The following is a 19,675-nucleotide window of genomic DNA, read 5'->3' on the forward strand; positions in this document are numbered from 1 at the left end:
ACTACATAGCGGCTATTATGAGCTCAAATTCTATTCAATTAAATCAAAATCATGGAGGACCGCTCCATTATCTCGGAAATAGGTACCTTACTCTTCCCGATTTAACAGGGCATATGTCCCCTGACACTAGCTGGTTGACTGAACATTTCTCTGTATTATTGGCAAATAGTAAGGGCCAAAAATACAAGAAAGCCATTGAGCCTTTTGCAGGTTCTGCTTCTTGGAGTCTGGCTGCAATGGAGATTGACCTTGCAGAAGAATATATTATCAATGACAGCAATAAAATTTTGATTAATACACTTCTTTTAATTAAAGATAACCCTGCTCTTGTCAAAACTTCTTATACTGCCTTAATAGAAAAATATGATGCCTCCCTATCGAAGAAAGATTTTTTCCTTGAAGTGATTGGGAATTACAACCAAACAACTGATGAAGAAAAAGCGTTACTGCTCCCTTTCATCATTAATCATTCATGGGGCGGAATCCTTTTTTATGATAAGGAATTGAATATTATCTATCGCGAAGGTGAACTCTTTGAAGGAAAAAATGCTAATCGATTTCTTGAGCATGCGAATTTGTCCCTAGAAATGTTCTTGAGTGAGATTGACCGAGTATCTAACCTTCTTAATGCGAATCAAGTTTCATTCAGAAGTGGTGATTTTATGGACGTGATTTCGATTGCGACACCTGGTGATTTTGTGGCACTGAATCCTCCTTATCCAGAGAATGAACATTCGACGCTTGAAAAAGCTGGGATGTATATTGAACTTTATTCGCCTGAAAAACTGCACCAGAATTTGGTGCAAATCATTCAACATCTTGAAAGCCAAGGTATTCATTACTACATGACTTATGGATTTTATAATCCAAAATTCAGAAACTATGTCTTAGCTAATGAAAACCAGCGACCAATTAATTACTTTCGTGTCCTAGGCTATGAGCATTGTGCTTTTGGAATAGGTCTTGATCAGATGTATTTTACGTCCCAATTTTCAATTCCCAAAGGTATAAACATATTCAAAGCGGAGGGAGTTTTGGGTGCCCAGGATATAACGCCTGAAGAAGCACTCAAACAATTTAAGTTGCTTTCAAAAAAATGTTTTGCTGTTATTTACCGAGCTTTTATTAAGCCTGAGCTTGAGATGGAGTATCAAAAGGCCTGGCATCAGGTCGCTTCCTATTTTGTGCAATATCGCGGCGCATTAGGTTCTTGCCTGCATAAAACTAACGATGGTATGTGGCTTGCCTATTCTCGTTGGCCTGATAAAGCGACTCGAGATGCTTCTTGGCCAGGCGACAATGCCCCATCTGAGATGTTACCCAATGAAATTAGAAAAGCGGTTATAACCATTCAAGAATGTATTGATCAAACGCAAAAACTACCCGAAATTACTATGGAAGTTGTCAATGATTTATTGTATTCAAACTAATAGAAGATATAACTCATGAATCAAGCGCAAATAAATTACCAACTAGAGCTTGTTATAGACGCTAAGCTACTAGAGCAGCAAGATAAAATTATTCGTGATGGGATAGTAAATTTTAATGCTCCTTTTACAGGAACCAAACCAGAGCGTTACTCAATCTATGTGAAAGATAACGAGGGTATTATTATTGGCGGAGCTATTGTGTACGCTCATAAAAGCTCAATATATGTTGATGTCCTCTGGGTTAAGGAGGAATACCGTGGTCTTGGTATCGGTGCTGAACTATTGCACAGCGTTGAAGCCGAAGCAATTACACGAGGAATTCCAGCATCAACATTAGATACTTTTTCTTTTCAGGCAGAAAGATTTTATTTAAAACAAGGCTATCAGCATTTAGGCACAATTAAAAATTATTTAGAAGGGCATGATCGGATCTATTTTAGGAAGCAATTGTAGAGTGGAAAGCATATCCCCCATAAGAAAATATGCCTTGAAAAAAGAACAGAACAAACGAAGCATCTATTCTCCAAAGTTAAACTTTTATTGGAAATGCTCGTAAAAGTTCATAAACAAATTAGAAAGGAAAAGGAGGTAACTGATTCCTATCTTTAAGCCAAAATGGATGATGCCACTCTTCATAGATGGAAACTGGCATATTGCTTTGCTTAAATTCATCAAAAGATAAGTCGCAAAGAAACCATTTAAGGAATTCCGCGCAAGTCTCTGGACTTATTAATTGACCCGACTGATAGGCCTCATCAAACATTTTATGTAAATGAAATGAAGTTGTTTCTCTTAAAATTTTTTGAATTCTTGTATCCACTTCCCCTGGAATAATACAAGACACACCAATATTTTTCTCTGCTAGCTCTTTTCTCACAATAGCAGTTACTTCATCCAAACCCGCTTTGCTGGCACAGTATGTTGAACTTTCTTTAAGTTTCAGAGTAGCTGCTCTTGATGTAACAAATAAAATCCGAGACTTCTCAGGCATCTGCGCGGCAAGTAGTGCTGTAAGTTTCATTGGAGCTAATAAATTAACCTGAAAAACTTCGTCAATACTGTCACAATCGTATTCGGTCAACGGACGTGGAGGACTTTTCATTCCTGCATTTTGAACTAAAAGATGAAGCGGTATTCCAGAATCATTAATAATTTTAGCAACCTGTTCGATATCACTATTGCGAGTAAAATCCGATTGAATGGGAACAAAACGAGGATATAGCGCTTTAGTATCCTCCAAGCTGCTTACATCCCGCCCTGTTCCATAGACAACCCAGCCGTCACCTAAAAGAATTTTAGCAAGTTCAAGACCAATTCCATGGCTGGCTCCGGTCACTAATGCAGCTTTATTATTGTTGATGTTCGTCATGAAGCATTCCTTGAAACTTAAGTTACTTTCGTGCGGTATGGTAATCAAAGTTGGCGAAAGTTAAAAGGTTATTCCTAATTCATGTGTTACTAATTGAATTAATTCTGGAATACTTGCCTTAACTTGAATAATAGTAGGTAAAACCTGAAACACCTGCTCAATACCCGCAGGCATCGTTTCATAAATAACACTAAACTGACCATCATTTTTTAACCACCATCCATCAGAACCTTGTCCCCACTTAAAATAAGGCGCATTGTTTATTGAAACAACCTCTTCTCTAACCACAGATTCTGATACAGGCAGTTTTGGTTTTTGACTTAAGCTCGAGACTGAATCACCATTTAAGAGTCCGATTTCTCTTTTTGCCTGAAATTCTTTCCGCAAAAAATAGAATATAGAGTTTTTCTGAAACCCATGCCGTTCAAACTCAAGTTCAAATCCTAATTTTTTATAAAATCCTATTGCTTCCCAATCCATAGTATTAACTGTTGCAAAAGCACAACCTTTTTCATTGCCATACCTCAATGCCGCTTGCATGAGCTTCGTTCCCCATCCTTGATGTCTGATGGACTCACTCACCCAAAGATTATCAACATGAAGACCTCCATAGAGCGTTCCGCCACTACAACCACCCACAATGCTATTGTCTGCATCACGAATAAAGCATGCAAAGAAATCTAAGGATTCGAAGCCTTTTTGTTGTTTGGCGTACGCCTTAATCCCATTCGTTAATATTTGAACATCATCAGGGTTTGGATTTTCTAAAAACGATAATTTTAAAGTCATCTGATTTATTCCACTGTTGGAAGCCAGGCACCTTGCTCCACATAACTTGCCTCATCACTACCTGACCAAGGTGGCATAGTAACGCAAATAAACACCAAATCTGCTGCATCACTTCGATATTGAAAATGTGTTCCTAAAGGAATATCGATGCTGACTCCAGGCGTTAAAGGGGTAATACTCTCTTCATCGTTCAACTTACGCCAAATAGCTCCTTCCCCAGAAAGGACATGCCAAAATTCAGATACAGTTTTATGACGAACTGCTTTGGAAATTGTTCCTGCCTTCAAAGTACAGTGAGCCATTCCACCTAAATGATTATTCATCAGCAATCGAACTTCAGCACCTGCTGGAGAGATATGTTGATGCTCTTTGGGTATTTCTTGTGTATTCATTTATGCCTCTATTAAAACAATGTTCTCATCAGTAGTAGTTATTTTTTTTAAATTTGAATTGTAACGCAAGTATTATCTGCATCTAAAGTAACCACTTTGCCAATTGGAAGAATACAATTTTGCTTACCGTGCCCATAGGGAAACTCTTTAATGCAAGGTACTTTTATTTTTGCAGCCCATTCATTGATTACATCTTCTACCGTACCATCGTACGGATTCGATTTCTTACTTTTACAGTGTTCAAATGTACCAAAAATAACGCCAGAAACTTCATCAAAAATTCCTGCTAAATCTAGTTGGGAGAGCATGCCATCAATATTATAGGGCTCGACACCAACGTCTTCTACTAACAAAATACTTTCTTTAAAACTAGGTAGATAAGGTGTGCCCATTAAATTAGTCATCAGAGTTAAATTTCCACCAAGTAAAGGACCTCGACTAACACCTGCATGAACCTTTATTCCTTTGGAAATCATGTACTCTTGGCCTAATAAAGAGGAAAGTAATGTTTTTTTAACCTGGTTACTTAAATGAATAGTCAAAGTAAATCCTGTATAACTTACTAAGCCACTGTTTTTAAATAGGCCTAATTGCAACGCGGTGGTATCACTAAACCCGTATAATTGTTTTGGATTTCTCTGAATTAATTCATAGTCCAAAAAAGGTAAAAGACGTTGTGAACCTTGTCCGCCTCGGGTTGCAATAATTGCTTTCACTTCAGAATCTTTAAAGAAATCCATCACATCATTTGCACGATCACTGTCTTTTCCTGCTAAAAATCGTTCTGATGCAAGCATATGCTTTGCATACTTTACCTTAAATCCATGCGACTTTAATAAATGCACTCCCGCTTCTATATCCTGTTCCATAATAGGGCTCGACGGTGAGATAAGCCCGACGATGTCTCCTTTTTGCAGTGGTGTTGGACATAGAATATTCATTTTTATCCTCAATTATTTTCTACATTCAAAAACAATACTTTCGTCTTTTTCATCAGGTGATGAGTTTCGGTCAAATCCTTTAACCATCCGTACATTGCTGAAACCAACCTCAGTAAGCAAATTGCGCAAGAAAGAAGGGTCTTGATAAATGCGAATTTTGTATTCCTCAACCTCTGTTTGCACTACACAGTTGTTATCAACCAAGTCATATTTGCCAATAGAGTAACAAACATCATTATCAAGCGTGGCTAATTGGCTTAAGACTATAAGTGTTCCATCTTCTTTAGGCCATCTTGAGCCTCTCCATATACCTAATTCTTTAGGCACGGCTTGACGTGTTTCTACTTCAAATACAAAGAGTCCTTTATCTTCCAGATGTTCAAAAATGATTTTTAAGGATTTTTGGATATCCGCCTTTTCTGTGATGAGGCCAAATGAACCACTGGGTATAAAAATTAAAGAATATTGATTGGATTGATTTAAATTTTCAATAAAACCATGCCAGACTTTTGGCTTAAGGTTTTTGCTAATAGCTTTTGCATGCAATCGTTCTAGCATTGGCTGACTTGCATCAAAGCCATGAACATCAAATCCTTCTTCAACCAAAGGTAATAAAAAACGACCTGTGCCGCACATAGGTTCTAAAATGGGGCCCTTAGCTTCTACAGCATAGCTTCGATAGAATGAGTACTCATTTTGTGGTGCATTAGGTTTACTTAAATCATATACTTCAGTACACAGGCTCTGATAGGTATCTAGTTTTTTCATGGGTTCCTCTTTAAAATCCAATACCATTAAATATTCATCATAGAAGGTATCATTAATTTTAAGCGCTTTAGGTTCAGTGCCATAAATTCGAAACCCTTGCTTTTGATAAAAAGCGCGAGCCACAAAATTACTTACTACACAGGTTAGGTGCAATTGAGTGACGCAGGTCCTTGCATGCTGTATCAGGGTTTGAATTAATGCTGTTGCAATACCTTTTCCTCTGTATTCAAGACGAGTATACATACCCCAAAGTACACCTCGGTGTTTGGTTTTAAGTGAATTAAACGTATAGAATCCAACACAAGACACCAATAAATCGTCAACAAAGACACCCAATACAAATCCTTTACTTAATCCATTTTGAAAGTCAGCATCGGACATATGCACTTCCTCTTCATAAGAAGAGCCAAAATTTTCAGGTGAATTCTTTAGCGCTTCTAATCGAAATGATTTCCATAGTTCCCAGTCTTCTTGCATTACCCTTTTTATCTTCATAAACTGATCTCCATCACCGTTACAGGATGAGATTTAAATTCATCCATACCGATTTTTTTCCACCCAAGGCGCCTATAATACTCAGGTATGGTAGGATCAAGAGCAAACAAGTACAGTTTTTCAAAGCCAAGTTCTTTTGCTTTCTCGACTGCGGCATCAACTAATATTTTTCCGATCCCCTGTTTTTGATATTTTGGATCAACCACCAAATCACCAATCCACGGCCCTAAATCTGGTCGAATATCTTCGTTTAATTGCAAAGTACAAGAACCTACAGGAATTTCATCGTATAGCGCAATGTAAGTAAAAGGCATATCTTGGTTCAGCTCTTCGTAATACAAAGATTCTATTTCTTCAATTCCAATCTCTGGCATCCAGATTTTACCTAAAACTTCATGCCAAATCTTAGCAAGCTTTGGAATACAGTCTGAATATTGTTTTAGGTAGGCTATTGTTATCATCATAATACCTGTTTAAAATGGATTATTCCTCGCACTCGTGGCAAGGCGTTCCTTGATGAAACACCATTTGCCAACGATTGTGTTTGTATTGCCAGAGCGAAGAACGTAAAGAACTTTTTGAGGCAACAGTAACCTTATAAGTTGCCAACATGACTTCAGGCGACACCTCTAAAACTGAAAAATCATTAACCATATAGCTTCGTTGCTCTTCTTCTGGAAGAGAATCAAGTAGGTCGTTCTTATTGTAAATTGAGCCAGAGGCCCCATACTCGATAAATTCATCAGCAATCAATAGTTTCAGTTGCGCAATAGATTTTCTCGTTTCCGACCTTAATAGAGAAATTTCTAGCTCATAAATCAATTGGTGTTCTTGTTTCATAGCGATTTTCTCATCAAATAAACGTTGAAATCCAAAAAACAATTATGCTCTGTCATGGATATGACAACATACCCAAGCTGTTCATAAAAAGATCTTGCCTGAAATTCGGCCGTCTCAATGGTAATCACTTGGCAATTCTTTTGTTTTGCAAAAATTTCCAGTTTTTCCATGAGATTTCGTCCTAATCCTTTTTGTCTAAAATCCGGATGAACCCAAATGCAATCGACATAGCAATTGGCTCGAGTGACATCCCCATAACAACCTGCTAAAACGGTCTTGTCGATAGATTTTATATAGATGGTAAAGGGAGTATGATTGTAAGCACCAATCATTTCTTCATTGTAGATCTTTAAGCCGTCAGATAAAATGGCAGTGATTTCTTGGTTGGTTCGTTCTTCGAAACAAATCTCATAGTCATTGTTCTTGGCTAAAATTATAAGCTCTGGTATTTTTGCATCTTCTGGTGCATCGGAATGATAACCGCTCCAAAGAATACCTCCATAAGGTTGTAGTATTTTTTCAACCAACTTTTTTAAATGAGTTGAATCACCTTCCTTATAAACTCGATTAAAACTTTCAGAAAACTCCCTGGCTAAATCGGGATTTTCTTGATGCAAATAGCGAATGATTGATTTACCACTGGCGCACCATTTATTTTGAGCTCTAAAATAAAATTGAGACAATGCTTCAAAAAGCCATGAGGCTGAGGCAATTTGTTCTTCATAAGACTTAGGAGATAAAATATCTTCTAAGACATCCGTAATTAAAAAACGCTCTTTATCAATTTGATTTTTATCCCAAGAAAGAGGTCCGCGCTTTAAGTAAAGATAGGCCTCCTCTCTAATCCCGTTTGAAAAATCGCTAGCTGGCATCATATCTTTTCCCGACAAAATCATTTGAATGGTTCCTGAAATACCGGAATTTATTCTCGATTCTTCAAAAAAATAACGAATGGATTCTCTGTCGTGTACAAAAGCATCAATAGGCCAACCTTCATAAACAAAGGCTTCACGATAAGCTCTGATTAATTTTTCATAGACGATTACGAGATCTAAATCTGAGACTTGGGTTTCTTCCCCTTGAGAAACCGAACCGGCCCAAAAAACAGCACGTGCTTCTGAGTAACGTTCATGAATTAACTTTTGAATTGTTTCTTGAGGTGAGCAACGCATTTAATCTGTTTCCTTTTTTTTCGCTAAAATCACCTGATTTCCAGGTTGATCTATTTTATTTGATCAGTCATTTCGACATTACCATCATTCGGTAAATCTTTTTCGCATTTTTTACTTTGTACTTTTTCTTCTTTTGCAACAACGACGTGACGGTGATTTGGCAGAAGTTGGGCATTCAATTCTTGCAATGCAGAACCAATAATCCCTTTTTGTGGCTTTTTATAACGATAATACAACCATCCTTTCTGTTCTAACCATAAGCAGAACCGATTAAAAACATATGCGGTAAACAGAATCCCAATCAGATAAATAAATAATCTCATAATTCTCACTATTTCATTAATTTTCGCCAAACTCAAAAAAGTCTGGCGAGTTAAAAACCATTATTGATGTGTTTCTAGTGCTTTACTTATCCAAGCTGATGCTTCTGCATTGAACAGTAATTTAATATGCCATGGCTTTATCATCTCCTGAGGAGGCGGCATTGTTTTTAAGGCTTTTACTTCATGCTCTTGTCGCGAAATTTCTTGCCATAATAAAATACCGATTAAGTAATCTCTATTTCCTGCAGCTAAATAATTATCGATTAAGTCTTTCCATTCTTGAGCAAGCCTTTTCCCATGCTCTCCTTCAGGTGGAGAGTTCATGTTATCGATGATTTGGTTGTACAGATTATTCCAACGCTTCAACGAATAGGCCATCATCGCACGCGACAACCAATAAGCACCTTCCGGGGTGATTTCCAATTGGGTTAGTCTCCCAGATTGTATGCTTTCCAAAAGACTGGCTCCCAATTTGACTTGCTCAGTAAAAAATTTCTTCATTTTTTTTGATAAATCTTCCATAACAGCAGCAATTCGCTCACCATCTGGTCCTTCAGGATCACCTACCTTTTGTTGGTTAATTTCCTCAATAATAGAATCTCTAAGTGCAAATTCTTCAGGAAATTGCTCGTAAAGAAACAAGTAGTCTTCAAATTGAGAAACAGTTAATTGTTTTCCAGCCCACGTTTTTTTCAATTTATCTCGTAGATTTTCTGTCATTTTATACCCCTCTATGAGTAACAACAAATCTTGCCAATTAGGAAACATTGATGCAGAACGGCTTTTTAGAATTTCTTCAAGCACTTGATTCACTTTCAGTAAATCTTCACTTTGCTTTCTGATTACTTGGTGTTGTGCTTGCAGGTGAGCATAAACATTGGAATGTTTTTGCAGAATATCCTTTATTTTGCTTAATGAAAAACCAAAATACTTCAAAGCAATAATCTGCTGTAACTTTGCCAAATCCGGCTCGGTGTAACAGCGGTAACCATTGGGCTCACGATAAGAGGGTTGTAACAAACCTATTTTGTCATAATGCCGCAACATGCGAACCGATGTCTGAGTTAACTCACTAATTTCTTTTATATGCCATTTTGTCATCATGTCTCCTCCCAAGATTGAGAATAGGGCATGACACTATGTTAGGGTCAATAGTCAAATTCAAAACCTGTTATCCAATGAGTTTTTTACCAAATAATGGTGTAAGCACCATTTGCATCATTCCATGATGCCACTCATCGAGTGGCTTTACTCCTGATGCTGTTTCCGGAATCTGTCAATAAAAATGAATTATTCCGTCTTGTCTAGGCGTGCCTTCTTAAGCACTCATTTATCGAATAATTAAATATTCTTTTATTATTCTTGTTCAAATGCAGTATAAAATTTCAGAAAAGATGTTTCAGGCCAACAACGTTTTAATTCAGCTAACATGGCTTGAGCCATCGCTCGTAAGTAGGGTAAATGTTGATAAGCATTGCTACTATCTATAAATGCTTGCAACCTCGATAAAACCCTAGGTCTAACCCAGTTATCTTCTTCATTCCATAAAGAATCCTTCGGTACAGGACCTGAAGGTCCGATCCTATCTTTTTCCCAAGTTGAATTAATAAAAGGTATCGTTTGTTGTAAAAGCCAAAAACCGCAGGCATAGGTATAAGCTTGATTGTATTGTTTATCATCAGTTGCTTCTGAAATCGTTTGTTTGAGTTCCTCCCTATAGATTTGTTCCATATGCTCAATAACATCCGTAGGAATGGCTTTAGCACACCAGCACGTTGGCATACTCATTCGCAAATAAGTCCCATCTAACAAAGCATTACGCACAACACACCATTCAAAATCAATAAGCTGCAAATCTTTAGTTTCTGCATGATCAAATACATTATCAGGACAAATGTCCCCATGAGTCAGAACAGTAAAAGATCCGGGCTTTATTACATATTCAATTAAAGATTTCGCTTCTTCAATGCATTCATGAGTTAAAGTTAAGCCTAAATTTTTATTTGCCAATCCCAGTTTCGGTAATAAATCATTCAATGCGAAATTAAGCTCATCATCAACCGTTTCCGCCTCAGGATGAATCATTTGCAAAATTTGTTCATAAAGCCCGGTATTTCCAAAACTTGCTGCATGAAAACTTCCCAAGGCTTTCATAAAACGGGTTAATGCAGCAATAGCTTTTTTGCGATCAGCTACAGTAAGTGAATCGACTAAACTAACATGCTGAACTCCTAAATCTTCAATCAGAATAAATCGATACTCTTTACTTCCACCAAAAAACTTTGGGACATTATGCTTGTTTTGCTTAATCTCAGAGGCAAATTCAAGACCTGCCCAATCCCTTGCAAATCGTGCATAAGCTTCCTCATCATTAGCATCGGTGTCTTCTCGTAAAGATTGTTTTAAAATAATACTTTCAGGGATTTCTTTCGTTTGGCTTGATAAAAAGAGTCTTACTACGCAATTTCTCCGTTCAGGCTCACTTAAAAACTGAGTGGAAATTATCTTAACCTCTGCATCAAATCTCTTATTTAATATATAGATGATTTTATCAAGAAGATTAGAATCAAGAATTCTGTGTTCATTTATGGAGCTTGCTTTCATCTTTTAAACCTAAGTTGGGATCAAGGAGCTTTATTTCTATGCGTTCTTTTCCGCTGCCAATATTAACCCTTTTTAGGGTAATGAATCCAACTTCCACGGTTGATTGTACATGTGTTCCACCACAAGAAACATTAGAAAATCCTTCAATCTCCCAATAACGTCTTTGACTCTTCTCATCAGAAAACCCAGTGCGAATAAGCATATCTTTTGCAATAATTTGATTGTATTCAAACAAAAGAGAGTCAAAAATATCCGAGATATTGTGCTGATAGCTAAAGTCGATTCTAGCCTTATGTTCAGCAATATGCGCACCTATTTTTTCAATGGGAAGCATTCTTTGGACAAGTTCCAAGATTAATTCAGCAGCAAAATGAAGACGCATCAATTTGTAGCGACGAACAAAGTCGATTTCCATAAGGACAACATCGCCCTCAGAAAGCCCATGCTCCGAAGGTAATGTATAATAAATCAAGTCATCTTCTATTTCAGAATGAGTGACCATCAGGCCATTCACGCGAACTGTATCACTTTCTTGACCACCGGAAAACGAAAAACCAATAGTCTCTGCAAAAAGTAGTCGGTTCTCATTTACCGACACCACTTTAGTCATTAATTGGCGTTGATAGGGATTATCCCAAAATAGTTTATGCATGATTTATTCTCTAATCTTAACCACTATCCCATTCGTTATATATTTCAGTTCATCAGGAGAGAGTGAAAACACTGCATTGGGCGTTCCAGCAGCTGCCCATAGAACTTCATAGCACAACAAATCTTCATCAATAAGAACCGTATTAATAACGTGTTTATGGCCAACTGGAGGAACTCCACCAATCGCAAAGCCAGTTATTTCTCGTGTAAAATCTGCATCAGCTTTCCCAATATCTTCATTGATAAGGTGCCCAATAAGGACCTCTTTCACACGATTAACACCACTTGCTAATACCAATATCGGCTTGTTGGTTTTTTCAGTGCGAAATAGTAGTGACTTCACAATTTGAGCAACATTACACCCCAAAGTATCAGCGGCATCTTTTGCAGTACGTGTACTCGAATCAAGTTCCTTGACGTCACACGATATTCCCTTCTGAGATAAAAAATCCTGTATGATCTGAGCGCTTTTACTTAAGTTTTTATCTTTATTCATCATGATTACCATCCCATCATCGCCACAAAGAACACTTCCTAGTGAGTTCTGTCACTACGTCCCAATCCCCAAATAAAACAATGCCATAGTAAATCAGATCGTTCTCTTTAACCTGTGCCGTTCTTTCAATTTGCTCTTGATAGGTACCCACAGTCATCGTATCGGTAAAATCATTAAAAAGAACATTTTTTGCTAAAGCATTCTGGCGTAATGATCTAATTTTGTTGGAGTTCTCGCAAAGAATGATAAAGGGTATTTCTGAAATATAAGGGTGAGCTCCTCCATCTGCATCTCGATAATCGGTTAAACGCAGTTCTTCATTACCAATCACAGCACCTAAACCAATACACATATGAGCAAGTGCGTTCATCACTTTGCCAGGCTCAATATGCTTATTAAGTACCGCAACCAGTTTGTTTTTAAAAGGGTGTTCAACCATACAGTCCTCCACAATTTACTTCACAATTCGTGCGTTATAACGCATAATAGACCAGTATATACCTGTGCGCTAAAACGCACAAGCTTTTTTATTAAGAGATATCATGCAAGAAATTTCAAAACGTATTGCAAAAACATTAAAATCATTAAGACAAGAACGAGGTTGGAGTTTAGACAAAACAGCGCTTGAAACCGGCGTTTCTAAAGCGATGCTCGGGCAAATTGAACGAGAAGAATCAAGTCCAACGATTTCTACCTTATGGAAAATTGCGAGCGGCTTTCAAGCCTCCTTTTCTTCGTTTATTGAAGACAGTCTGGATAATTCAACCAATCCTGTTTATAGGGCGGGACATGCTGAAACCTTGCATCCAGATGATGAAAAAATACGAGTACTGCCTCTATTTCCTTTTGATGAGCAGTTACATTTTGAATTGTTTGTTATTGAGTTATTGCCCGAATGTGAACATCTTTCACCTCCCCATAAACATGGAGTCATTGAGCATGTCATTGTTGTGGATGGAACCATTGAGCTTTTGTTAGGCGGGAGCTGGAAAAAACTTTCTAAAGGAGAAGGGCTTCGTTTTAATGCCAATCAACCGCATGGCTACCGGAATCCAACCAATGAACTATCGCGCATCCATGATATTATTCATTACCCACCCCAATATAAATCGCCTTAATCGATTATGGTACATAAAACAAAGGCGTTAATGCCATAGTTTTTAAGTCATGAAGCCACTCATTGCGTGGCTTTCCTCCTGGCGCTGTTTCTTCAAACCAGTTGTATTTACACCAAAGGTAGATATCCAAGCTTTTCATTTGCGAAAAATGATTCATTTCTTTTAATTCGTCTGAACTCAATGGCCGGATTTGCCTATACCCTTCTATAAACCATTCAAACAGGGGTTTCCAGAGAGGCCATGGCTTATTGCATAAGTCCAAAAAAGGTTTAGCGATATCGGCAAGATACCAATGATAAACTGGCTCATCAAAATCAATCAGATGAACGCTCTCACCATCATAAAGCACATTCCCAGGACGATGGTCCCCATGGGTTAGGCCAAAATGTGCTGAGTTGATTGAAAAAGTTTTGAAGCGTGTCGTGATGGTTTGGTATAAATCCTGGATCAGAGCCTCTTCTTGACGCGCATAATCCCAAGTTTCACGCCACAAATCTTCCCAAGTTAAAAAATGATGTTCCGATGCAACATAACTTTGCGAGGCTTGATGCAATAGACCTAGGGCGCGGCCCCATGTGAGATAAGCTTTTTTATCTGGATAATCAAAATTCATGATTTGCCCTGGCACCTCACGGCAAACATGAACAAAAAATTCCAAATCATCTTGGTGTACCGTTTCGACATCATTTCCTTCTTGGGATACAACCGGTTCACAAATAGGCGTACCACACAAAAATAAATGCTTCTGAAAATCAATGGCACTCAAAAGTTCGTGAGCTTTTCGTATTTTTTCATGCGTCATGCGAAGGTAAAAGCCTTGGTTCTTAGATTCAAATCGATAAACACAGTTAATTTGATTATTGATAAGCTTAAGATGGGTAGGTTTTTTTACCCACTTATTAGCAGCACGATTTGCCGTTTCATCCGTAATTTTTTTTAATGTGGTCTCCCAAATCATTCTTGAATACTCTTGTTTTTCAAATAATCAGCCCTAGATAATCGATAAAGCACATGCCGTCTCAAGGGACTGTTTTGCTCCAATTTGGGATGGTCAAAATCATCCTTTGGGTTATGTTGTAAACCAATTTTTTCCATAACACGTCTTGAAGCTAGATTATTCACTGCTGTAAATGAAACTACTTTGGGAAGATTTAAAGAGGTAAATGCATAATGCAAAACCGCTTTTGCTCCCTCCGTAGCATAACCCTGATTCCAATGCATTGAGGAAAGTCTCCAGCCAATTTCAACAGCAGGGGTAAAGTGCGCTTCAAAAGAAGGGGTCATTAACCCTAAAAATCCTATCATTTCTCCAGTATTTTTTAGTTCAACAGCATACAAAGAAAATCCCTTCTCTTTATAATGTGCAATCATCCGCTCAATGCCTGCTTTTGTAGCACTCCTGTTCCCTATTCCTGGTAAAAATTGGCATACCTTTTTATCTTGATCAATAAGTGACATAGGATCAAGATCAGCTTCTCTCCAAGTACGTAAAATCAGACGGGAAGTTTCAAGAATATTCATAGGAGCCTCTATAAGAAAGCATGTTTATCATGAGTAGGTAATTAGCGTCTTCACTGTATTGCGTGGGAAGAAAACCAGCCTTTTGATAGCACGGAATGGCTTGCTCATTTCCAATTTGTGGATCAACCACAACGGCTTTAAATTTGTAGAGTTGTTCGGCAATAAAACGCCTTATAATTTGTCTGCCCAACCCTACTCCACGAAACGATGGCTCTGCAATAAAAAGGTCGATACCAGCCAATTGTTCAGGTGTTGCCTCGTCAAACAAGGAAGCATTATGTCCTGAAATTCCTTCGGGTAAATGGTCGGAAAGACAGTAATATTGAATAAAACCAATTGGTTTTTGATTTAAATAAATAATAAAACTGGGGATAGACTCAATGCCTTCAATTCGGGGTGAGTACTTTGCACTAATATCTTCCAAAGAAAACTGTTGATTTCGTGCGTACCCTTGTTTTACCGTAGGCTCTGCAAACCATTGGGTCATTAAGTTCAAATCTCTTTGACCCAATGGTTTAAATTCAAGATTCTGATTTTTACTCCCATAAACTAAGGAAGTCCAATCCAAAATACGACGCGCTGACTCCTCTGCTGAAAGACAGCTAACATCTAGAGTCATTTCATACGGCTCTTTGCTAAAATAAACGTCTTCTTCAAACAGTCTTTTTGTAATGAGTGCCTCATCCTGTGTTTTAAAATAGCCTTTTCGATCTGAATATTTTAAGCGTTTAACAAGCTCTGCACCATTACAAATCAATCGGATAGGAACAAACATAGCTTCCCGTTTTTGAGCAACGGCTTGTACTTGATTAAAAAACTCCTGATGCCAAGAATTATTCGCTAAGAGCTCATAGGTAATAACAAAGCTCGTTTCTTTAGAACAAACCTCAGTCATCGTATCAAAAATCACATCTCGGGCCTTGTTAAGCGCTGCCCATCCTTTATCATCAAGAGACCAAAATACTTGAGCATCGTTACCTAGAAGTTTTAGAACCGGATCGATCCAAGCATGGTGATGCGCTAATCGAAACTGAGAAGCCAGTGTTGTAATTGCCTCGCCTATGGTTTTTTTACCGGTACCTGCAATACCCATCAAGAGTATCATCATATTCGTCGGCATCATTTATTAAAATCCTGTCACAATACTGTACTCTTCTTTATGTGTAAGCACACGCATCAAGTGCGCCACATCATATGGACTACGCAGCTCAATGAATTTCACTTTTGGATATTGGTTCTTTAAAGCATTTAATAAAGGGTTAATCCGTTGTTCATAGTTCCACATATAACTTAATAGCGACCATCGTACCGTTTCATTGCAACCAGCGGCTCTATCATCGATTTCTGAAGCCTTATAAAACAAGCGCTTAAATACCCGCCAATAACATAGCCATTTGGGTAAATTAAAGTACAAGCACATATCGGATTCACGATAACGTATCTCGAATGATTTACTGGAATTACCATCAATAATCCAGCAAGGCTTAGCAACTAATTCTTTTTGGAGTGACAAAAAATTCTCATATTCTCGTGGCACCCAATCGGCAATAAAAAAATATTTATCTAAATGGAACAAAGGAATATTTAAACTCTTTTGCAACATAACAGAAAAAGTGGACTTGCCACTTCCTGGTCTACCAATAATCATGATGCGTTGTAAGTTTATCATTTCATTCAGAGTTTAATTTACAGTTTTCTTTTCTTATAGATGCAAATGATTGTTGTATTCATCCGCTACACTATCTAAAACTTTAAGTAGTCTGTTCTTCACTTAACTGTTTAAGTACGGTTTTTATCGTAGCATGGGAAAAACCTCGGCCACTTAAGAAACGAGCCAATTTTGTATTTATCGCCTCATCTGTATCATTTTTAAATCCACGCATTTTTTTCCGAGCTTCATCTAGGGCGCGAACTTCTTCCAGTTCAATATGTTCTAAGATTTGCTCAATCACCTCTTCTTTAACGCCCTTTTGTTTTAATATTTGTTGAATAAAACGGTTTCCTTTATGGATATAACGGGCACTTAATGATTCAGCCAAACGATTATCATTAATTAAATGTAATTCCCGAAGGCGAACTATGGTTGCATGAATCTGAGCATCTAACTCGGGCACATGCGAAAAATCCCTCTCTAATTGCCTTATGAGCTCTTTTTCACTGCAATAATGATTGGAAAGATATTTTATTGCTGCATCGATGAGTGTATTCATACTAAAGTTCTACTATAAACCACAGTTTTATTTTTGCTTTTGCCAAGACAGCCTAATTTATTTAGAATACCATTAAAACAGGAAAATATTGAGTCTTTTATGCCAAAAGAAGGAAAAGCCAGGGTCTTAAGTGAGACAGAGTTTAAGCGCCTGCTTATTGTTGCCAAAGATGGGCAATTCGCTATAAGAAATAGTGCCCTTGTATATTGTTCTTTTGGACTTGGATTGCGAGTGAAAGAAATCGCCTCTCTCACTATTGCAGATGTAGCCGATTACAACTATCAATTACTCGAAGAGATTTGTTTGAAGCGCTCAATGACCAAAGGTGAAAAACAACGTTACGCTTATCTTGCCAATGAAAAAATCCGCAAAGCACTCCAAGCTCATCTCGATACCCTAAAACATGTTGCACGAGACAAACCCTTATTTCAGACCCAACGTAAAAGTCGCTTTACGCCTAATAGTTTGCAAAAATGGTTCAAGTCACTCTATGATAAGGCAGGAATCATTGGGGCAAGCTCCCATTCTGGTCGACGTACTTTCATTACCCGCTTAATTGAACAAGGCGCGGATATTAAAGCTGTCTCTCGTCTTGCGGGTCATGCTAACATTGTCACCACCGCAATTTATGTTGAAGACAACCCTGATCGCCTAAAGCGCATTGCTAATTTGGCTATTTTCTAAATGACGCCATGGCTTACCGTTTTGCCTTAGCTGATTTTCTCTTTTAATATCGAATCCATCTATGTTTAATGATTATTTAATATATAGAGTTATCATAAACGTGTTTTAATAGCGCTTAATGAAACGACGTTTTTTATGTAACCAAAACCATTGGTTGTAGTCAAAACAACGCTTAAAACTAAAATATGGAAGTTGATTTTTTTACTTAAACGCATAAAAATTGCCCTTCGGTGATATTTTGCTAAACAGCGCTCCCTTATACAGAAATCATTCAAACAAAGTCACTTTAATAATTGCTTTTATCTCTTTCTCTTTTCTAACACCGGCTTAATCCTATTTTTTATTTTTAGATAAATCTTCTAATAAAATTTTTCCCTTTTTGGACAAGCGATATTTTTGCAATCTACTTTTAGGCTTATCTGGGATAGTACGCTCGATTAACTCATCCCTGAGCAATTGATCAAGATAATTACGTTGAAAAGTTTCACGATGCCTGATCCCAGCAATCTCTTGCAGTTCTATACTTTTCAGCTCTCCTTTTAATTCGCATGCTCTGAGTACCCGCTCAATCCATGGATCGACTTGTCCGGTAACTTGTCCGGTAACTTGTCCGGTCATCGATGATGATTTACGCCAAATGGTTGTCTTGAATCCATCGGAGATAGAAAATTCAGGCTCAGGCAGTCCAACCTCACGGCAACTACGAATCATATCGCCTGTACCAGTTCCCATGCGCTCAATGTATTTCGTCAAATACAAGGGTTCAGCAAGTAAAGGGTTCCTTGGAACAGAACCATGTGGATGACGTAATTTTTCTAAGGTTAATGATGGAGGGAGTCCTCCTGGATTCCAAATTTCCAATCGATCTGCAAACAGCATAACCTGCACACTTCCATTACTATCATAGTCACGGTGAGCAACCGCATTCACAATCGCTTCTGCGACAACTTCCTGAGGAATTTCATAGGCAACAGGCACTTCCGCCCCGCCCTCTCTGGTTCCCACCCAAAGATTAATTTTGGACATTACGAAATCAATCGCCTGATCGACCAGTGAAAATAACGTGCCTTTATATACTTGATATGAAGGAATGGGTTTGGCTACTTCTGTCCCGTGAAAATGAGCACATTTTACCTCGGATGACATAACAAACCGTTGTGGTTGTTTTCCAAAGAGTAACATTGCTGCATGTGTAGGCTTATCCTCCTCTAGCAAATTCAAATGGGACAGTAATTCAAAAGAGGTCGCATCGATAGGCAGTGGAAATCCACGTCCTCGTTTTGCTCGACGTAAAAAAGCCGTCATCCCCTCTTCATCTAAATCTAAATAATGTTGCTCCTCGACAAGGAGCAGCATCAAAAGGGCTATTTCTGATTAATTTTCGTTCTTCTAAATCATGTATTAAAGCCGCATAAACACTGGAAATAAGCTCGGAAATAGATTGATAACGCCTTCTGATTAATTCAGTTCCAACACGAGTAATAAGATTTTTCATTTTAGGGTGACGTTTACTTTCTTCATTTCCCTTTATAAAAATTAATCGGGTCTTATGTTCCTCGGAGGCTAGATTGTATTCTTCCTCAGTAGGGGAAACACCTTTTGCATTCTCAAAGCCATAATCATAGCCAAAAAGACCAATATAGATATCACAAGCACGTACTTGTTCTAGATAAACTTGATCTGCCCTCCTATCATGAGCAGGCAATTCTTCGAATAAAAATGGATCAAAAAAACGACGCATTAAGGGATCATTTTTCAACCAATGGCATATCTCTAGACGATCTTCTTTAAATTCTTGTTGTACGCTACTGATAAAAATACGCAATGGTCTCATCATTAATCCAAAAATTAAACACGCTCTTCTTTCTCATT

The 19,675-nt window shown here is 37.8% G+C and carries 25 protein-coding genes and 1 pseudogene; 4 read left to right on the top strand and 22 right to left on the bottom strand.

The genetic code is table 11. The annotated features are described in order from the left end of the window. Window positions 1–17: 17 nt before the first annotated feature. Both LHA_RS16710 and LHA_RS15550 read left to right on the top strand, forming a co-directional pair. On the top strand, window positions 18–1,430 hold the full coding sequence (locus LHA_RS16710) for a DNA adenine methylase (protein WP_021436855.1): 1,413 nt from the start codon (window positions 18–20) through the stop codon (window positions 1,428–1,430). Window positions 1,431–1,445: 15 nt separating this feature from the next. Further along, window positions 1,446–1,883, top strand: a complete 438-nt coding sequence (locus tag LHA_RS15550; protein WP_010655420.1) for a GNAT family N-acetyltransferase — start codon at window positions 1,446–1,448, stop codon at window positions 1,881–1,883. Window positions 1,884–2,001: 118 nt separating this feature from the next. On the opposite strand, the gene LHA_RS15555 is transcribed toward LHA_RS15550, so the two are convergent. The 15 genes and pseudogenes from LHA_RS15555 to LHA_RS15620 all read right to left on the bottom strand — a co-directional run bounded on the left by LHA_RS15555 (window position 2,002) and on the right by LHA_RS15620 (window position 12,709). After that, window positions 2,002–2,799 (bottom strand): SDR family oxidoreductase, encoded by a 798-nt coding sequence (locus LHA_RS15555; RefSeq protein WP_011212571.1) that lies wholly within the window; start codon window positions 2,797–2,799, stop codon window positions 2,002–2,004. A 60-nt stretch (window positions 2,800–2,859) separates the two neighbouring features. After that, window positions 2,860–3,588 carry a GNAT family N-acetyltransferase gene (locus tag LHA_RS15560; protein WP_011212572.1) on the bottom strand — a complete coding sequence of 243 codons (729 nt, stop codon included), beginning with the start codon at window positions 3,586–3,588 and terminating at the stop codon, window positions 2,860–2,862. Between the two features lie 5 nt (window positions 3,589–3,593). Next, a complete protein-coding gene (locus LHA_RS15565) occupies window positions 3,594–3,980 on the bottom strand; it encodes a cupin domain-containing protein (RefSeq protein ID WP_011212573.1) in 387 nt (128 codons plus the stop codon). A 47-nt stretch (window positions 3,981–4,027) separates the two neighbouring features. Next, window positions 4,028–4,921: a S66 peptidase family protein gene (locus LHA_RS15570; protein ID WP_011212574.1), complete on the bottom strand. Its 894-nt coding sequence runs from the start codon at window positions 4,919–4,921 to the stop codon at window positions 4,028–4,030. A gap of 12 nt (window positions 4,922–4,933) precedes the next feature. Continuing rightward, window positions 4,934–5,689: a class I SAM-dependent DNA methyltransferase gene (locus LHA_RS17450; protein ID WP_027229260.1), complete on the bottom strand. Its 756-nt coding sequence runs from the start codon at window positions 5,687–5,689 to the stop codon at window positions 4,934–4,936. Between the two features lie 42 nt (window positions 5,690–5,731). Continuing rightward, window positions 5,732–6,184 (bottom strand): annotated as a pseudogene (locus LHA_RS17455) (GNAT family N-acetyltransferase); the annotation flags it as partial. Continuing rightward, on the bottom strand, window positions 6,181–6,645 hold the full coding sequence (locus LHA_RS15580; RefSeq protein ID WP_011212576.1) for a GNAT family N-acetyltransferase: 465 nt from the start codon (window positions 6,643–6,645) through the stop codon (window positions 6,181–6,183). The gene LHA_RS15580 and the pseudogene LHA_RS17455, both read right to left, overlap by 4 nt. Window positions 6,646–6,667: 22 nt before the next feature. After that, the gene (locus tag LHA_RS15585; RefSeq protein WP_011212577.1) at window positions 6,668–7,024 is read right to left on the bottom strand and encodes a nuclear transport factor 2 family protein; all 357 of its coding nucleotides are present in this window, start codon (window positions 7,022–7,024) and stop codon (window positions 6,668–6,670) included. Next, window positions 7,021–8,196, bottom strand: a complete 1,176-nt coding sequence (locus LHA_RS15590) for a GNAT family N-acetyltransferase (RefSeq protein WP_011212578.1) — start codon at window positions 8,194–8,196, stop codon at window positions 7,021–7,023. Before LHA_RS15590 ends, LHA_RS15585 begins: the two co-directional genes overlap by 4 nt. A 50-nt stretch (window positions 8,197–8,246) precedes the next feature. Beyond that, a complete protein-coding gene (locus tag LHA_RS15595) occupies window positions 8,247–8,519 on the bottom strand; it encodes a hypothetical protein (protein ID WP_011212579.1) in 273 nt (90 codons plus the stop codon). A gap of 60 nt (window positions 8,520–8,579) precedes the next feature. Then, on the bottom strand, window positions 8,580–9,620 hold the full coding sequence (locus LHA_RS16290) for a MerR family transcriptional regulator (RefSeq protein ID WP_021436854.1): 1,041 nt from the start codon (window positions 9,618–9,620) through the stop codon (window positions 8,580–8,582). A gap of 255 nt (window positions 9,621–9,875) precedes the next feature. After that, window positions 9,876–11,123, bottom strand: coding sequence for a phosphotransferase (locus tag LHA_RS15605; RefSeq protein WP_011212581.1), 1,248 nt, complete (start codon window positions 11,121–11,123; stop codon window positions 9,876–9,878). Further along, a complete protein-coding gene (locus LHA_RS15610; RefSeq protein ID WP_011212582.1) occupies window positions 11,101–11,775 on the bottom strand; it encodes an alanyl-tRNA editing protein in 675 nt (224 codons plus the stop codon). The genes LHA_RS15605 and LHA_RS15610 overlap by 23 nt, the downstream gene beginning before the upstream one ends. Before the next feature lie 3 nt (window positions 11,776–11,778). Then, the gene (locus LHA_RS15615) at window positions 11,779–12,270 is read right to left on the bottom strand and encodes a YbaK/EbsC family protein (protein ID WP_011212583.1); all 492 of its coding nucleotides are present in this window, start codon (window positions 12,268–12,270) and stop codon (window positions 11,779–11,781) included. 16 nt (window positions 12,271–12,286) lie between these two features. Beyond that, window positions 12,287–12,709, bottom strand: coding sequence for a DUF2000 domain-containing protein (locus tag LHA_RS15620; RefSeq protein WP_011212584.1), 423 nt, complete (start codon window positions 12,707–12,709; stop codon window positions 12,287–12,289). Between the two features lie 103 nt (window positions 12,710–12,812). Between LHA_RS15620 and LHA_RS15625 the strand changes: the two genes are divergently transcribed. Then, entirely contained in the window at window positions 12,813–13,388 is a 576-nt protein-coding gene (locus LHA_RS15625) for a helix-turn-helix domain-containing protein (RefSeq protein WP_011212585.1), read from the top strand. 4 nt (window positions 13,389–13,392) lie between these two features. On the opposite strand, the gene LHA_RS15630 is transcribed toward LHA_RS15625, so the two are convergent. From LHA_RS15630 to LHA_RS15650, 5 genes are all read right to left on the bottom strand, one after another. After that, window positions 13,393–14,346, bottom strand: a complete 954-nt coding sequence (locus LHA_RS15630) for a phosphotransferase enzyme family protein (protein WP_011212586.1) — start codon at window positions 14,344–14,346, stop codon at window positions 13,393–13,395. After that, window positions 14,343–14,909 carry a GNAT family N-acetyltransferase gene (locus LHA_RS15635; protein ID WP_011212587.1) on the bottom strand — a complete coding sequence of 189 codons (567 nt, stop codon included), beginning with the start codon at window positions 14,907–14,909 and terminating at the stop codon, window positions 14,343–14,345. The genes LHA_RS15630 and LHA_RS15635 overlap by 4 nt, the downstream gene beginning before the upstream one ends. Next, window positions 14,896–16,032: a GNAT family N-acetyltransferase gene (locus LHA_RS16720; protein WP_021436852.1), complete on the bottom strand. Its 1,137-nt coding sequence runs from the start codon at window positions 16,030–16,032 to the stop codon at window positions 14,896–14,898. Before LHA_RS16720 ends, LHA_RS15635 begins: the two co-directional genes overlap by 14 nt. 3 nt (window positions 16,033–16,035) lie before the next feature. Then, window positions 16,036–16,578 carry a P-loop NTPase family protein gene (locus LHA_RS15645; RefSeq protein ID WP_011212589.1) on the bottom strand — a complete coding sequence of 181 codons (543 nt, stop codon included), beginning with the start codon at window positions 16,576–16,578 and terminating at the stop codon, window positions 16,036–16,038. An 82-nt stretch (window positions 16,579–16,660) separates the two neighbouring features. Further along, window positions 16,661–17,119 carry a regulatory protein RecX gene (locus tag LHA_RS15650; RefSeq protein ID WP_011212590.1) on the bottom strand — a complete coding sequence of 153 codons (459 nt, stop codon included), beginning with the start codon at window positions 17,117–17,119 and terminating at the stop codon, window positions 16,661–16,663. Window positions 17,120–17,218: 99 nt separating this feature from the next. On the opposite strand from LHA_RS15650, the gene LHA_RS15655 reads away from it, so the two are divergent. Continuing rightward, window positions 17,219–17,803 carry a tyrosine-type recombinase/integrase gene (locus LHA_RS15655; RefSeq protein ID WP_011212591.1) on the top strand — a complete coding sequence of 195 codons (585 nt, stop codon included), beginning with the start codon at window positions 17,219–17,221 and terminating at the stop codon, window positions 17,801–17,803. 333 nt (window positions 17,804–18,136) lie between these two features. On the opposite strand, the gene LHA_RS15660 is transcribed toward LHA_RS15655, so the two are convergent. Next, complete coding sequence (locus tag LHA_RS15660; protein WP_230304945.1) at window positions 18,137–19,159, bottom strand: ATP-binding protein; 1,023 nt, start codon at window positions 19,157–19,159, stop codon at window positions 18,137–18,139. Beyond that, entirely contained in the window at window positions 19,116–19,640 is a 525-nt protein-coding gene (locus tag LHA_RS17595; RefSeq protein ID WP_230304939.1) for a DUF4062 domain-containing protein, read from the bottom strand. The genes LHA_RS15660 and LHA_RS17595 overlap by 44 nt, the downstream gene beginning before the upstream one ends. Window positions 19,641–19,675: the final 35 nt, after the last annotated feature.

Source organism: Legionella hackeliae (assembly GCF_000953655.1).
GTDB classification, from domain to species: Bacteria; Pseudomonadota; Gammaproteobacteria; order Legionellales; family Legionellaceae; genus Tatlockia; species Tatlockia hackeliae.

Excerpts from the sequence above, each read along its gene's own strand:
- LHA_RS15555 (WP_011212571.1), bottom strand. The coding sequence starts at position 2,799 with ATGACGAACATCAACAATAATAAAGCTGCATTAGTGACCGGAGCCAGC.
- LHA_RS15560 (WP_011212572.1), bottom strand. The coding sequence starts at position 3,588 with ATGACTTTAAAATTATCGTTTTTAGAAAATCCAAACCCTGATGATGTT.
- LHA_RS15585 (WP_011212577.1), bottom strand. The coding sequence starts at position 7,024 with ATGAAACAAGAACACCAATTGATTTATGAGCTAGAAATTTCTCTATTA.
- LHA_RS15550 (WP_010655420.1), top strand. The coding sequence starts at position 1,446 with ATGAATCAAGCGCAAATAAATTACCAACTAGAGCTTGTTATAGACGCT.
- LHA_RS15630 (WP_011212586.1), bottom strand. The coding sequence starts at position 14,346 with ATGATTTGGGAGACCACATTAAAAAAAATTACGGATGAAACGGCAAAT.
- LHA_RS16710 (WP_021436855.1), top strand. The coding sequence starts at position 18 with ATGAGCTCAAATTCTATTCAATTAAATCAAAATCATGGAGGACCGCTC.
- LHA_RS15635 (WP_011212587.1), bottom strand. The coding sequence starts at position 14,909 with ATGAATATTCTTGAAACTTCCCGTCTGATTTTACGTACTTGGAGAGAA.
- LHA_RS15605 (WP_011212581.1), bottom strand. The coding sequence starts at position 11,123 with ATGAAAGCAAGCTCCATAAATGAACACAGAATTCTTGATTCTAATCTT.
- LHA_RS17595 (WP_230304939.1), bottom strand. The coding sequence starts at position 19,640 with ATGATGAGACCATTGCGTATTTTTATCAGTAGCGTACAACAAGAATTT.
- LHA_RS15610 (WP_011212582.1), bottom strand. The coding sequence starts at position 11,775 with ATGCATAAACTATTTTGGGATAATCCCTATCAACGCCAATTAATGACT.
- LHA_RS15580 (WP_011212576.1), bottom strand. The coding sequence starts at position 6,645 with ATGATAACAATAGCCTACCTAAAACAATATTCAGACTGTATTCCAAAG.
- LHA_RS15660 (WP_230304945.1), bottom strand. The coding sequence starts at position 19,159 with ATGCTGCTCCTTGTCGAGGAGCAACATTATTTAGATTTAGATGAAGAG.
- LHA_RS16290 (WP_021436854.1), bottom strand. The coding sequence starts at position 9,620 with ATGACAAAATGGCATATAAAAGAAATTAGTGAGTTAACTCAGACATCG.
- LHA_RS15625 (WP_011212585.1), top strand. The coding sequence starts at position 12,813 with ATGCAAGAAATTTCAAAACGTATTGCAAAAACATTAAAATCATTAAGA.
- LHA_RS15615 (WP_011212583.1), bottom strand. The coding sequence starts at position 12,270 with ATGAATAAAGATAAAAACTTAAGTAAAAGCGCTCAGATCATACAGGAT.
- LHA_RS15650 (WP_011212590.1), bottom strand. The coding sequence starts at position 17,119 with ATGAATACACTCATCGATGCAGCAATAAAATATCTTTCCAATCATTAT.
- LHA_RS15565 (WP_011212573.1), bottom strand. The coding sequence starts at position 3,980 with ATGAATACACAAGAAATACCCAAAGAGCATCAACATATCTCTCCAGCA.
- LHA_RS15620 (WP_011212584.1), bottom strand. The coding sequence starts at position 12,709 with ATGGTTGAACACCCTTTTAAAAACAAACTGGTTGCGGTACTTAATAAG.
- LHA_RS17450 (WP_027229260.1), bottom strand. The coding sequence starts at position 5,689 with ATGAAAAAACTAGATACCTATCAGAGCCTGTGTACTGAAGTATATGAT.
- LHA_RS15590 (WP_011212578.1), bottom strand. The coding sequence starts at position 8,196 with ATGCGTTGCTCACCTCAAGAAACAATTCAAAAGTTAATTCATGAACGT.
- LHA_RS15595 (WP_011212579.1), bottom strand. The coding sequence starts at position 8,519 with ATGAGATTATTTATTTATCTGATTGGGATTCTGTTTACCGCATATGTT.
- LHA_RS16720 (WP_021436852.1), bottom strand. The coding sequence starts at position 16,032 with ATGATGCCGACGAATATGATGATACTCTTGATGGGTATTGCAGGTACC.
- LHA_RS15570 (WP_011212574.1), bottom strand. The coding sequence starts at position 4,921 with ATGAATATTCTATGTCCAACACCACTGCAAAAAGGAGACATCGTCGGG.
- LHA_RS15645 (WP_011212589.1), bottom strand. The coding sequence starts at position 16,578 with ATGATAAACTTACAACGCATCATGATTATTGGTAGACCAGGAAGTGGC.
- LHA_RS15655 (WP_011212591.1), top strand. The coding sequence starts at position 17,219 with ATGCCAAAAGAAGGAAAAGCCAGGGTCTTAAGTGAGACAGAGTTTAAG.